Origin of the sequence: Hymenobacter sp. HSC-4F20 (assembly GCF_019599275.1) — a bacterium.
GTDB lineage: Bacteria > Bacteroidota > Bacteroidia > Cytophagales > Hymenobacteraceae > Hymenobacter.
This window is the reverse complement of the sequence record NZ_JAHZTD010000003.1, coordinates 28,332-41,513: the sequence shown is the minus strand read 5'-3', so window position 1 is coordinate 41,513 and position 13,182 is coordinate 28,332. Positions and strand designations below refer to the sequence as shown.

Below are 13,182 nucleotides of genomic sequence, written 5' to 3'. Positions count from 1 at the left end.
GCATCAAGCGAGGACGAAGGACTTCTACTGGTAGTAATTATCAATTCTACGAAGCGGTAGAGGTCCTTCGCTTCCCTCCGGATAACATACGTGTAGAGCCGCACGAGCATTACCATGACTATCCAGTACTACCTACGTGTGCTGCTGACAAGTATACTACTGCTGGTTCCGCTTACCTTGCTGTGCATTTTCGTGGTGGATGAGCCGCTGGCCCGGCTGGTGCATGAGCGTGGCGCGCCGGTTCTGCCTTTCTTTACCGCCCTGATGATGGTTACCGACACTATCGGGGAGCTTATGCACAAAGGTGGGGGGCTGGGAGTGCCGCTGCCGTGGCTCTTGCTGCTGGTGCTGTTCGGGGTGGCGCGCTTCCGCCGCTGGCCCCACTGCACCATCTGGGTGGTAGTGCTGCTGACCATGGTGGGCAGCGAGGGGGTAGCCAACCTGCTCAAACTATACTTTAACCGGCCCCGCCCGCTGGCTATAGTAACTTACCAGGCTCCCAATGCTGACTTCTGGCAGCCTGTGGGCCGTTTTGATGCCTTTCCGTCCGGGCACACGGCCTGGGCGGCGGGCTTGCTGCTACCCTTAGCCCTGCGGTTCCCGAAGGCGCGACCCTGGCTGCTGGCCTGCATCGGGTTGGTGGGCATGGCGCGGGTAGGGCTGGAAGCGCACTGGCTCAGCGACGTAGTTGCGTCCGTTTGTCTGGCGCTGGTACTTACTTGTGGAGTTGAACTAGCTACCTGGTGGCTACGACCCACAGGTACTTTTTCAACGGAGCCGGTCGTTTCTGCTGCCGCCTGAGTGCCTATCTTGCATTGTTCTTCGTGCTAGCTGTTTCTCTCGTGTCGTCTCCTCTTACTACCTCCGCCCAAGTTCCAGAGCCTAAGCCTCCCTTGCTGCCTTCTTGGCGAGCCTGGTACGTAGTGGTAGTAGCCGCCTTAGTAGCAGAGATTGGCGTGTTTGTGTACCTGACTCACTTGTTCGCATGAGTGGGCTCGACTGGCTGATTCTGGGCGGTACGCTGCTCTTCATCGTTGGGTACGGCACCTGGCGCACCCGCCGCGCCGGCGACACCCTGGATGGCTACCTGCTGGGGGGGCGTCAGGCTTCGTGGTGGGGCATCGGCCTCAGCATTATGGCTACCCAGGCCTCAGCCATTACCTTCCTGAGCACGCCCGGCCAGGCCTACGACGACGGCATGCGGTTCATTCAGTTCTACTTTGGCTTACCCATTGCCATGGTACTGATTGCCATCTTTGCCGTTCCTATTTACCACCGCCTGCGGGTGTTTACGGCGTATGAGTACCTGGAAGGCCGCTTCGATAGGCGCACGCGCACTTTCACGGCCCTGCTGTTTTTGGTGCAGCGTGGCCTTAGCAACGGCCTTTCGCTGTATGCTCCGGCGCTTGTATTGTCGGCTATTCTGGGCTGGAATATTCACCTGACGGTGTGGCTGCTGGGTAGCGTAATGATTGCCTACACGGTATCGGGCGGTACGCGGGCCGTGATGGTGACGCAACAGGGGCAGGTGCTCGTTATTTTCATCGGGCTGTTGGTGGCTGGCTACCTGCTGGTGCACTACCTGCCCGCCGAAGTTGGCTTCGTGGATGCCATGCGCCTGGCCGGCCACCAGGGCAAACTCAACCTCGTCGATTTTCACTTCGACCCCAAGGACCGCTACAACTTCTGGTCGGGCATGACGGGCGGCCTATTCTTGGCCCTTTCCTACTTCGGCACCGACCAGAGCCAGGTGCAGCGCTACCTCACCGGCCGCGACATAACCGAAAGCCGCCTGGGCCTGCTGATGAACGGCCTGCTAAAAATTCCGATGCAGTTCGGGATTCTGCTGCTGGGCGTGCTCTTGTTCGTGTTCTACCAGTTCAACCTGGCACCGCTTACTTTCAACCGGCCGGTGTACATTCAGGTGGCGCATTCGGAGCAGTACGGCCCCGCCCTGCGCGAATTGGAGCGCGAACACGCTACCCTCTTTGAAGCCCGTCGCCATGCTACCGGCCAGCTGGTAGCAGCCCTGCAAACAGGCAACAGCGAAGCTGCGGCCGCCGCTCAGACTCATGTGCAGGCTACCCAGGCGGCTACCCAGGGCCTACGCCAGCAGGCCCAGAAGCTACTGAAACAAGCTGTACCCGCCACCGAAGCCAAGGACACTGACTACGTCTTTTTAACCTTCGTGCTGAACTACCTCCCCCAAGGCCTAGTAGGCTTGCTGATTGCCGTGGTACTCAGCGCCGCCTTGGGTTCGGCCGCGGCTGGCCTAAATGCTTTGGCTTCTACCACTGTGGTGGATTTGTACAAACCCGGTCAGCCCGACTACCCCGAAGTGCACTACGTGAAGGCCTCGCGGGTAGCGGCCGTAGCGTGGGGCGTACTCGGCATCGGGTTTGCCACTTTTGCCGCCCGCCTCGAAAACCTGATTCAGGCCGTGAACATCCTGGGCTCGTTGTTTTACGGCACCATTCTCGGGATTTTCATGGTAGCGTTTTTCATGAAGTCGGTAGGCGGAAAGGCCGTGTTCTGGTCGGCAGTGGTAGCGCAAACCATCGTGCTGATTTTGTTTTTCGCCACGGATATCGGCTACCTCTGGTACAACATCCTGGGGTGTGGAGTGGTAGTGCTGGGTAGCCTGTTTGGGCGAGGAAGTAAAACAGCTCCTACTACCTAGGTACCACAAGCAAAAGTGTGGCAGCAAAAAGCCCTTGATTTCAACTGAAATCAAGGGCTTTTTACTTCTTTGGGCAGGATGCAGCTTACAGTTTGCCGGCTTTCTTGGCTTCCAGAATCAGGTCGTCGTTCATTTTCACGTAATCGGCGTTTTTAGCGTCGAGGGCCAGCTTGCGCGACTGTTCGGCGGCCGTCACGGTGCCTTTGTAGTCCTTCAGCTTCATCCGGAGCTTGGCTTCCGTGTGCACGTTCCAGAACTTGGGGTCAGTGGCGTTGGCCTTTTGTAGCCACTCCAGCGCCTGCTTGGCGTCCTTGTTGCTGTCGTAGTAGTACACGGCGGCGGCGGCCAGGTCGTTGGCCGAAGGGCTGGCGTTCTTGGTCACCTTCTCCTCAATCTGGGCCATTACTTTGGCATCCACATCGGAGGTGATTTTAAACTTGGCGCCGGTCAGCTCCCACTGCATGTCCACGCTGGCCGTGGCCGGAGTGATGTCGGCGAAGTTAATGGTGAAAGTTTCCACCTTCGAGGCCAGCTTGTAGGGCTTGATGGTGAAGCGGGCTACGTCCTCGTCATCCTTGAAGCCATCCACGTTGGCGCCCATCTTGGTACTCTTGTTCAGCACCACAATCCATTCGGTTTTATTCGGGATGGTGTAGATGCCGTACTCCCCAGCCGGGATTTTCTTGCCTTCTACCGTCACATCATCCGAGAACTTGATGGCGGTAGTGGCATTGGCACCCGTGCGCCAGCGCTTGCTGAAAGGCACCAGTCCGCCAAAGGCGGTGCGGCCCTTCAGGCTGGGGCGCGAATACGTGATAGTAACATCGGTGAGGCCCACGCGCTGCTGCACAGTGCTTTTGGGGCTGGCTTGAGGCGTGCTGATCTGGGCTTCGGCGGCCGAGGCCAACAGCAGGCCGCTTGCCAGCAGCGTAGCGCCCAGGGTGCGCGACGAGGACTTCAGGAAAGTCGAGGTAATCATAGGGTGAACAAGCAAAGTGAGAGAGACTAGATGCTGCGGTAAAAATAGCTAAAACCAGCACATAGCTCAGAAATTTAGCCGAATGCTAAACCAAGACCTCTGTTCTCAGATGCGTTGCTGCGGTATCTGGTGAGTGGCAAGCAGTTGCTCCACGGCGTCGGGGGTAGCGGGAGCCTGCAGGCGGCGCATATCCAGGTAGTAGCAAGAGGCTTCGGTGGGGTAGAGCAGCAGCCAGTGGGGCCGCACCCACACGGCCCGCCGGATTAGGCTCCACTTACCAGAAAACTGCCCCAGCGCGCTACGGCCCCTGATTTCAGTATCGGTGAGGGTAAAATCGGTGGGTTGGTGGGCGGCCGTGTTCTTGGCGTACCCCCGGCGCAACTGGTAGCGCACCAGCCCAAAGCGCAACAGCGCGTACCCTACTGCTACCGCCAGAAAAACCAGGGAAGAGGACTGTGGGAGCCGGCCGCTCTGGTACACCTCCAGCCCTAGGCTCACGCTCAGCAGCGCAATGGCCGCGCCCAGAATCCAGTGGTTCAGGCGGGTGCGGGGGCGGGCGCGCCAAAGCCGAAAATTCACGGCCACAAATTCATCGGCGGAGAGCTGCACGCCGGACAGAACGATGGGGGTTGGCTTCATCAGGAGGCGAAGGTAGGAGCGGGCCCGCTTACTTCCTGTTTGCCAATCAAAGCCAGCACATCTACGGCCGTATAGGGGGCTGGCACTTGCCGCAAATCCAGGTAGTAGCAAAAGTCGGGGCCAGGGTAGAGCAGGAGCCAGTCGCCCACCTGCTGCACGCGGGTGAGAGTAGGCCATGGTAGCCGCTGCCAGCCTTGGGGCCACTGCACGGCCAGGCCCGCTTCCGATACCCGAAACCCCAGCGGCTGCGGCCGCCGCTGATATTGCAGGAAAGCCCGGCGGTATTCCCACCACTGGTACAACAGCCCCAGCGCAGTAAACACGCTGAACACCAGCAGGTATCCGACTCCGCCGGCGGGCTCGAACCAGATAAAATACCCCGCAGCCCCGGCCAGCACGCCCAGCCATAACTGCACCTTGCGTTTCCACGGGTCGGAGGTAGCTGGCTTCTGCTGGTTGGCCAACTCCGGGTAGCGCTGCCGTTGCTGCGTCTGGTGAATTAGCTGGTACTCTTGGAACGTAGGAGGGGTAGTAGGGAGGCTAATTATAGGGGTATTGTCTCCCATTTATATATAGCTCTGTTCTGGGCTCAAGGTTAGTTAAGAGATTATACAGCCGAAAGATTGATATGTCCATAGGACGCTTAAAGCATATAAAAGATACAGCATCACGGGCTTGCTGATCCATTCGTTCCGCAGGTATACCATTCTCTATCACTCCAAAAAATATATCTGCTACCTCATCGGCCAACAAAGCATTTCCCTTCATAACAACAGTAATACGAGTTGTAGACATATGATTGTGTGTATACAGAGTTGTCAAATATAAAAACGGGCGGCGCACAATGCGCCGCCCGTTTCATGTAGTCCGCCTAAATCCGCACCCTAGGTTAGCTCAAACTGCAGCTTGAGCAGATTGGCATAGAGGCCGTTTTCGTCGTGGCTGAGCTGTTCGTGGGTGCCTTGCTCCACAATGCGGCCACCCTCGATAACCAGAATCTTATCCACCTTGCGGATGGTGCTGAGGCGGTGGGCAATGATGATGCTGGTGCGGTTCTGCATGAGCTCGTCCATGGCCTGCTGCACCAGTTTCTCGCTTTCCGAGTCGAGGGCGGAGGTAGCTTCGTCGAGGAGCAGGATGGCGGGGTTTTTCAGAATGGCGCGGGCAATGGCAATGCGCTGGCGCTGTCCGCCCGAGAGCTTAATGCCTCGCTCGCCTACTACCGTATCCAGCCCCTCAGGGAACGACTGAATGAACTGCCAGGCGTTGGCCCGGCGGGCGGCATCGACAACATCAGCCTCCGCCGCGCCGGGGCGGCCGTAGAGAATGTTTTCCCGGATGGTACCGCCAAACAACATCGTTTCCTGGGGCACAATGCCGATGTGCTGGCGCAGCTCCGTCAGGTCCAGAGTGTTGATGTCGCGACCATCCACGCTGATGCTACCCCCACTGAGCGGGTACAGGTGCATGAGCAGCTGCACAATGGTGCTTTTGCCGGCTCCCGATGGGCCCACCAGCGCCACTTTCTCGCCTGCCTCAATGTGGAAGCTGATGTCTTTGAGCACGGCCAGGTCGGGGCGGGTGGGGTAGCGGAATTGCACGTTCTCGTAGCGGATGTCGCCGTATACCTGCAGGGGAGTTGCGCTAGCTGGTCGGGCCTGATGCACCGGCTCCGATTCCTCATCCAGGATTTCCAGCAGACGTTCCGTGGCACCAAGGCTACTCTGAATTTTACCGTACATTTCGCCTAGGCCCCCAACAGAAGCGCCAATAAACATGGTGTAGAGGATAAACTCTACTAAGTCGCTCATGTAAAGGTGGCGCGGGTCGGCTTCGGGTAAGTCTACATAAGTAGCCCCGCGCCACAGCACTAGGAAGATGCCACCGAAGACGGCAACAATGATAAATGAGACAAATGTACCGCGGTATAGGCTCGACTTCAGGGCCGCCTGCACAGTACGACTTAAGCCAGCAGTGTAGCGGCTTACCTCGTACTCTTCGCTCGTAAAGGCCTTTACCGAATTGATACCCTGTAGTGTCTCTTCCACGATGACATTGGTTTTGGCCAACTCGTCCTGGGTTTGCTTGGACAGTTTGCGGATGCTGCGCCCAAAGAAAAACGCGAGCAGTACTAGCGGCGGAAAGGTGGCCAGCATAAAGAGTGACAGCCGCCACGACTCCAACATGATAAAGCCCACACCAGCCAGTAAGGTGAGTATCTGGCGCAGAAACTCGGCCAGCGTCAGCGAAAACGTGTCCTGAATGTTAGCTACGTCCGAAGTCAGGCGGGAAGTGATTTCGCCTACCCGGCGCTGTTCGAAGAACGGAATAGGGAGCGTGACAAGCTTTTGGTAGAGGGCGCGGCGGATGTCACGTACGGTAAACTCACTAACTCGTGAGAAAAAGAAGATGCGAAAAAAGGAAAATATACCTTGCAGCAGTACCACGCCGAATAGCAGCAGCGCAATGCCGGTAATTGTTTTGGGCGCGAAGACCGGCAGGACTTTGGTCTCATGGTTAGCCACGCTGACGATGTAGCCCAGCATTTTGGGCATCACCATGGTAGAAACGCTACTAAGCAGCAGTAGCAGCAGGCCCGCAATAAATGGGCCTTTGTACGGCAACACAAAGCGGAAAATCCGCAGTCCACGTTGAAAATTCTCTTTCGTAAGCTTGACCTTGGGGGCGTCAGCCTCCGTTTGGCCACTGGTATTCATTCCGCTTCTGGCTGCCATTTTTTTATAGAAGCGAGAAGTGAGCGGTAAAAAGCGCAAGCAAGAGGTGAGAAGTAGGAATCCGGCTGGTTTCGCGGCTGATTCCTACTCCTCACCTCTTGCTCTTTTACTTTTGGTTGCTCACTTCTCCATCAGTTCATTATTCAAATTTAGGTTTCCCCTGCTCCACGTTCAGCCCCTGGGAGTTGCCGAAGGGGATGGGTAGGCGCACCTGAGTAGCAACGGGCTGCCCTTTGCGGGTGGCAGGCTTCCAGGCTGGCATCTGGCCCAGCACACGTAGCGCCTCAGTGTCGCACTCCGGGGAAAGGGGTTGCACCACCGAAGGGTTGGTAAGATGGCCGTCGGCTTCCACGGTGAAGGTCATGACCACGTTGCCGCTGATTTGCTTGACGCTGGCCGCTTCCGGATACTTTAAGTTTTGCTGAAAAAATGAGTTCAGGCCCTGCGCCCCACCCGGAAACTGCGGCGGAGCATCGGGCCGGTTAGGCGCAGGCTTAGCCTGGGGCTGCATGCGGCCAGGCTTCAGCTCAATGGGCTGCTTGGCCGGCATAGAGCCAGCCGTGGTTTGCTGAGCCTGCGCTCCGCCCGCGGCCGAAGCTACGAACAGGAAGATGAAGAACAGATGTTTCATAGGGTTGGTAGGGTAGTGGACTGAAACAGTGGCAAGTAGAACTTACATCTACGTTCGGCTGTCCATGTTGCCTAAAGCTGGAAGGCCCTGGGCAACATGCAAAGGTACGTCTCCCCTAAACAACCCCTACGCAACAGGGTTCAATTCCAGATTGCGAGGGCGCGAAATAGCCAGCAGCCCCAGGAAGGTAAGCAACCCGTTCAGAATCAGAATTTCAAAGCCAAACTCGTAGCCCCACCAGTCTTTCGAGTTGGCATTGATAAACCACGTTAGCAGGGGCGCTACCACGCACACGGGCAGCACCAGCTTATCGTGCAGGCCGCGGCTGGTGAAGATGCCGAAGGAGTACAGGCCCAGCAGCGGACCGTAGGTGTAGCCCGCCGCTTTGAACACGGAGGTAATTACGCTCTGGTCGTTGATGGCCCGGAAAATCAGGATGATAACGATAAGCACCAGCGAGAAACCGAAGTGGGTGGCCTGGCGGATGCGTTTCTGCTGGGCCTCGGGGTAGCGGCTGATAACCAGCATGTCCACGCAGAAGGAGGTGGTCAGGGCAGTCAGGGCCGAGTCGGCGGAGGCGTAGGTTACGGCAATAATGCCCAGGATGAACACAATGCCCGCAAACAGGGAGAAGTGGTTGGTGGCCAGCAGCGGAAACACATTGTCGCCGATGACTTTGCCAGTAGCCGGGTTGGTAGGCAGGCTGATACCTTTGGCCGCTGCGAACTGGTAAAGCAGCACGCCCAGCGAAAGAAAGAACACGTTCACTACCACAATGGCCAGGGTAAACCAGAACATGTTTTTCTGGGCGTCCTGCAGGTTGCGGCAGCTCAGGTTCTTCTGCATCAAATCCTGGTCGAGGCCGGTCATTACGATGGTAATGAAGGCCCCGGAGGCAAACTGCTTCCAGAAAAACTTGTCGTCCTTGGGGTCGGAAAAGTAAATCTGCGACATGGAGCTTTCCTTGACCGTTTTCACCAAACCGGCAAAGCCCAGATTCAGCTCATCGGCCATCAGGTAGATGCTCACCCCCACGCACACCAGCATGGCCAAGGTCTGGAAAGTATCGGTCCAGAGAATGGTTTTGAGGCCTCCGCGGAAGGTGTAGAGGTAAATCAGGAAGATGCTGATCGTGACGGTAACCGCAAACGGCACCCCCAACTGATCAAACACGGCAAACTGCAGCACGCCGGCCACCAGAAACAGCCGGAACGCCGCCCCCACAGCCCGGGAAATCAGGAAGAACAAAGCCCCGGTTTTGTAGCTCCAGAAACCAAACCGCTGCTCCAGGTAGGTATAGATGCTTACCAGCCGCATGCGGTAGTACAGTGGCATGAGCACCGTGCCGATAACGAGGTAGCCCACAATGTAGCCCAGCACCACGGCCATGTAGCTCCAGCTTTGCCCCGCCACCATGCCCGGAATCGAAATAAACGTTACCCCCGACAGCGACGTGCCAATCATGGCGAAGGCCACCATGTACCAGGGCGCATTGCGGTTGGCAATGAAAAACGATTCGCTGGTTGCCTTCCGGGAGGTGAGGTAGGCAATAATGATGAGAACAACAAAGTAGCCTGCAATCAGGCTCAGCACGAGGGTAGGAGACATGGAGGATCAGTTGCCGGTTGTCAGTTGCCGGTTGCCAGGTTGCTACAGCGCAAACCGACAAGTGGCAGCCACATCAATTGAAAACAGATTTCAAAGCTACCAACAACCAATCAACAATGGCGCATACTCGTGCGTAATGCCCCAACCGACACTTGGCAACTGATAAGAGCGTATCGAGGTAATTTTATTAGAGTTCAATGTTATATTAAGAGTGCAGCAAGTGAATGCGGAGCAGGCCATCAATATGTTGCCAAGCAACGCGAGCAGCGGTGAGCTGGGCTTCTAATTCTGCCTGATAATTGACGTACTTGTCTTTAACTAAGCGCCCAATGTGAATAGTTACAATGGGATTGATATCCACCCATTCCACTTCATAAGCAGGGCAAGGTCCAGCCGTAGACGACTCTATGTAGCCTGGCACTGGTTGAATAATCCACCTGCACCAACCCGCCGGCTCGGGCTCGTGTATTGTTTTCAGCCGCAGCTCGCAGCTGTAACTGTTTATTAGGCTTTCAATTACTTCTATAGACGTCCTTGACATGACACGTATTACGTTCTTGTTAGTATTAATCAGCAGCAAACGGAGCCAGAAATCATCTAGCCAACAACCAAGCTTATTCCCAGTCCTGCCAGCGCAGCACTTCCCCCACGGCCGGTACGTGTAGCTCTCCGCGCAGCATTTTGCCATTGGCTACCATCTGCAGTTCCCGGATGGGCTCAGAGGCGGGTTCGTCGCTCAGGTCGAAGGTGCCGTAGTGCATGGGCACCAGGTGGCCGGCCCGTAGCAGGTTAGCCGCTTTGGCGGCTTCGTGCGGGTTTACGTGGCTCATCTGCATCATGTAGGGCGGCTTATAGGCTCCAATGGGCAGCAGCACCACATCCAGGGGGCCAAACTGCTTTTCAATGGCCTCGAAGTGGTCGGCCATCGATGTGTCGCCCATAAAGTAAAGGGTTCGGCCATCAGGCAGGCGGAGCAGGAAGGAGCCCCAGAGCACAGTATTCAGGTCGAAGAGGCCGCGGCGGTGCCAGTGTGAGGCGGGCAGGTAAAACAGCTCGAACGGTGCATCCGGGCCTAAGTCGAACTGCTGCCACCAGCCGGCTTCCTGCACCGGCAGCGTGCGGGCCATGCCGCGCACCAGCCCGGCCATGCCTAGGGGACCGAACGCACGCAGCTGCGGATTCTGGCGGGCCAGCAGCTTGATGGATTTTTCGTCCAGATGGTCGCGGTGGCCGTGGCTGAGCAGCAGGTAGTCGAGGTTCGTCAGGTCCTCGGGGCGGCAGGGCAGGGGGTGACGGTGGCGCAACCCTATGGACGAAAACAGCACCGGGTCAAACAGGATGGTTTTGCCACTGACGCGCAGTAGAAAGCAGGCGTGCCCCAGCCACACCAGGCCGTCTTCCTGGCTTTGCAGAAATGCCGTGCAGTCTACCACCTCCGGCGCCCAAGTATCGGCCTTTTTCTCTTCTTTCTGCGGATTCTCGCTCAGCTGCCATTTAATAACGGTGCCGAAATTGGGCTCGTACAGCTCCTCGCCGTTGCAGTACTCGGCCCCTATCATTTTGTTGCCAGGGTAGTTGGGCTTGATGGTGGCCAGTTGCGGGTTGCGGACGAAGCGAGGGGTAGGGGCCATACGCGGCAAGAAGGATAGAAAGTAGGTAGTCAAAGAAACAACAAAGCCCCGGAAGATTCCCGAGGCTTTGGCAAGTTCTGCGTGATGATACGGTTACCAGTACCCGCCCGGCCCGTAGAGCGGCGAATAGGCACCGGGGTAGGCCGTAGCACCGTTGCTTACCCGCACCCCACCCGACACCGAGAAGTTCTCGGTGATGTGGTAGTCGGCGCGCAGGTTCACGCCGGAGCCTAAGTTGCCCCCAAAACCAGCATAGGGGTTCACCTGAAAACCGGAGGTAGGCGTCAGGTCTTTCCACGCCGAGCCCGTCAGGGTCACGCGCGGCGACAAGGCATACTGGCCGCCGCCCTGAATGAGGTAGCGGTTCTGGGCCGTGGCCCCGATGCGGCCAGCCTCACCAAAGGGCAGGTACGCTGCCCCCGGCATCACGCGCATGTAAGTAACGCCGCCAAATACCGAGAAACGGTTGGTAACCGGCGCGGAAACCGTAGGGCTGAGGTAGGTGGCTGAGCCGTAACGGCCCGCAAACATGGCCCCGGCATTGAGGCTGTACGAAGGCTTGAGGCCGAGGCGGGGGGTAGGCGCGGGCTGTTCCGGCGCCTGAACTTGGGCCTGAACCGCGCCGGCCAGCAATAAGCCGCAGGTGAGAAGGGAAAGGAATCGGAGCATAGGAGGGCGGCCGGAGCCGTTGGGTGAACCGGCATCTAAGGTACGAAACGCTACGCGCCCCGTTACCGTGCCCAGCCCGGAAAAAACTGCCACCTTCACCGCCGTTTACCTTGCTACCCTATGTCTGACTATCAATCCTATCAGCGGTTTGCTTCCGTGGAAGTTGCTCAGCCTCTGCTCCAGTTGCTGCACGAGCAGGATATTCCCTACGAAACCGCCTTCGATCAGCCGCGCATCGACCCGTCGTTTGCCTTTAACCCTACTAGCACCTACTTCGTGGTGCAGCTGCGCCCCGAGGACTTTGAGCGCGCTCACGCCCTGGAGTTGGCCGCCAGCGACGAGCTAACCGCCAACGCCCCCGCCGACCATTACCTCTTCAACTTCACCGATGATGAGCTACTCGACATCCTGCTGAAGCCCGACGAGTGGAATAGTTTCGATGTGGCCCTGGCCCGCCGCATCTTGCGCCAGCGCGGCCACGACGTTAGCCCGGCTCTCACGGAACGGCTGCGGCAGCAACGCATTCAGGACCTAGCCCAGCCCGAGCCCCGCCAAAAAGCCTGGGTAGTATTTGGCTACGTAACGGCCTTGCTGGGCGGTGTCATTGCCCTGTTTATCGGCTGGCACCTGTACTCGCATAAAAAGCAACTGCCCGATGGTCGGCAGGTGTATGGTTTCATTCCTCAGGACCGTGCCCATGGCCTGCGCATTCTAGCGCTGGGCGTAGTGGGCTTTCTGCTGGTGCTGGCCTGGCGCCTTTACACGGGCGAATAATCTGCTAAGTAATGGAGCTAAACGGAGCAGCAGCATACGCTAAAATCTGTACTTTAGGCACGCCAACTGTATTTTTCTAATCCCTTACTTTATCTACTTCATGGAAGAATTTGTACCCGAGCAGCAAGAGGAAGTGCAGCCGGTTTTGCACATCAGCGCTGAAGAGGCTGCCCGCATTCAGGGCACGTTTATGCAGCAAGTGTACGGCTGGATGGCCGGCGCCTTGGCCCTGACCGGTGGGGTAGCTATGCTCGTTAGCTCCATGCCCGAACTAGTGGAAGTGGTGGTGGGCAACCGCCTGGTTTTCTTTGGATTGTTGCTGCTGGAAATGTTTGTGGTTGGCTATATCTCCAGCCGCGCCTTCGACATGTCGGCCTCGTCCATCACGGGCGCATTCATTGCGTATTCGGCCCTTGGTGGCATTACCCTGAGCGTGATTTTCCTGGTTTTCACCGCTGACTCCATTGCTTCTACTTTCTTCGTAACAGGCGGGACGTTCGCCGTGATGAGCCTCTACGGCTACTTCACGCGCACGAACCTGGCACACTGGGGCAATGTGCTGATGATGGGCCTGGTAGGGCTTATCATTGCTTCCGTGGTGAATATGTTCTGGCTGAACTCGGTGCTGCACACCATCACCTCGTTTATTGGCGTTATTCTGTTTGTGGCCCTAACCGCCTACGATACGCAGAAGCTGAAAGCCCTGGCTTTTGTGGGTCTGGAAGATGAGGCCACGGACCGCAAAGCCGCCGTGCTGGGGGCTCTTACCCTCTACCTCGACTTTATCAACCTGTTTCTGTTTTTGCTGCGCATTTTCGGCCGTCGGCGTTAATAGC

The 13,182-nt window shown here is 57.4% G+C and carries 13 protein-coding genes; 4 read left to right on the top strand and 9 right to left on the bottom strand.

Going from position 1 to position 13,182, the window contains the following annotated elements; translation table 11 throughout:
• Nucleotides 1–114: 114 nt before the first annotated feature.
• Together K3G63_RS16150 and K3G63_RS16145 are read left to right on the top strand one after the other, a co-directional pair.
• Nucleotides 115–801, top strand: a complete 687-nt coding sequence (locus K3G63_RS16150; protein WP_220615172.1) for a phosphatase PAP2 family protein — start codon at nt 115–117, stop codon at nt 799–801.
• Between the two features lie 184 nt (nt 802–985).
• Entirely contained in the window at nt 986–2,680 is a 1,695-nt protein-coding gene (locus K3G63_RS16145) for a sodium:solute symporter (RefSeq protein ID WP_220615171.1), read from the top strand.
• A gap of 85 nt (nt 2,681–2,765) precedes the next feature.
• Here the strand turns inward: K3G63_RS16145 and K3G63_RS16140 are convergent, their stop codons facing one another.
• The 9 genes from K3G63_RS16140 to K3G63_RS16105 all read right to left on the bottom strand — a co-directional run bounded on the left by K3G63_RS16140 (nt 2,766) and on the right by K3G63_RS16105 (nt 11,572).
• Nucleotides 2,766–3,659, bottom strand: a complete 894-nt coding sequence (locus tag K3G63_RS16140) for a DUF2911 domain-containing protein (protein ID WP_220615170.1) — start codon at nt 3,657–3,659, stop codon at nt 2,766–2,768.
• Nucleotides 3,660–3,764: 105 nt separating this feature from the next.
• Entirely contained in the window at nt 3,765–4,298 is a 534-nt protein-coding gene (locus K3G63_RS16135; protein WP_220615169.1) for a hypothetical protein, read from the bottom strand.
• Nucleotides 4,298–4,864 (bottom strand): hypothetical protein, encoded by a 567-nt coding sequence (locus K3G63_RS16130; RefSeq protein WP_220615168.1) that lies wholly within the window; start codon nt 4,862–4,864, stop codon nt 4,298–4,300. Before K3G63_RS16130 ends, K3G63_RS16135 begins: the two co-directional genes overlap by 1 nt.
• 318 nt (nt 4,865–5,182) lie before the next feature.
• Nucleotides 5,183–7,033, bottom strand: coding sequence for an ABC transporter ATP-binding protein (locus K3G63_RS16125; protein ID WP_409070873.1), 1,851 nt, complete (start codon nt 7,031–7,033; stop codon nt 5,183–5,185).
• Between the two features lie 139 nt (nt 7,034–7,172).
• Nucleotides 7,173–7,664 (bottom strand): energy transducer TonB, encoded by a 492-nt coding sequence (locus K3G63_RS16120; protein ID WP_220615166.1) that lies wholly within the window; start codon nt 7,662–7,664, stop codon nt 7,173–7,175.
• 126 nt (nt 7,665–7,790) lie between these two features.
• Nucleotides 7,791–9,272 (bottom strand): sodium:solute symporter, encoded by a 1,482-nt coding sequence (locus K3G63_RS16115; RefSeq protein ID WP_220615165.1) that lies wholly within the window; start codon nt 9,270–9,272, stop codon nt 7,791–7,793.
• A gap of 205 nt (nt 9,273–9,477) precedes the next feature.
• The gene (locus tag K3G63_RS23190; protein WP_409070874.1) at nt 9,478–9,813 is read right to left on the bottom strand and encodes a DUF6678 family protein; all 336 of its coding nucleotides are present in this window, start codon (nt 9,811–9,813) and stop codon (nt 9,478–9,480) included.
• Between the two features lie 73 nt (nt 9,814–9,886).
• A complete protein-coding gene (locus K3G63_RS16110; protein ID WP_220615164.1) occupies nt 9,887–10,903 on the bottom strand; it encodes an MBL fold metallo-hydrolase in 1,017 nt (338 codons plus the stop codon).
• Nucleotides 10,904–10,996: 93 nt separating this feature from the next.
• On the bottom strand, nt 10,997–11,572 hold the full coding sequence (locus K3G63_RS16105; RefSeq protein ID WP_220615163.1) for a hypothetical protein: 576 nt from the start codon (nt 11,570–11,572) through the stop codon (nt 10,997–10,999).
• A gap of 120 nt (nt 11,573–11,692) precedes the next feature.
• Between K3G63_RS16105 and K3G63_RS16100 the strand changes: the two genes are divergently transcribed.
• Both K3G63_RS16100 and K3G63_RS16095 read left to right on the top strand, forming a co-directional pair.
• The gene (locus K3G63_RS16100) at nt 11,693–12,346 is read left to right on the top strand and encodes a hypothetical protein (RefSeq protein WP_220615162.1); all 654 of its coding nucleotides are present in this window, start codon (nt 11,693–11,695) and stop codon (nt 12,344–12,346) included.
• A 100-nt stretch (nt 12,347–12,446) separates the two neighbouring features.
• A complete protein-coding gene (locus K3G63_RS16095) occupies nt 12,447–13,178 on the top strand; it encodes a Bax inhibitor-1/YccA family protein (RefSeq protein WP_220615161.1) in 732 nt (243 codons plus the stop codon).
• Nucleotides 13,179–13,182 lie beyond the last annotated feature (4 nt).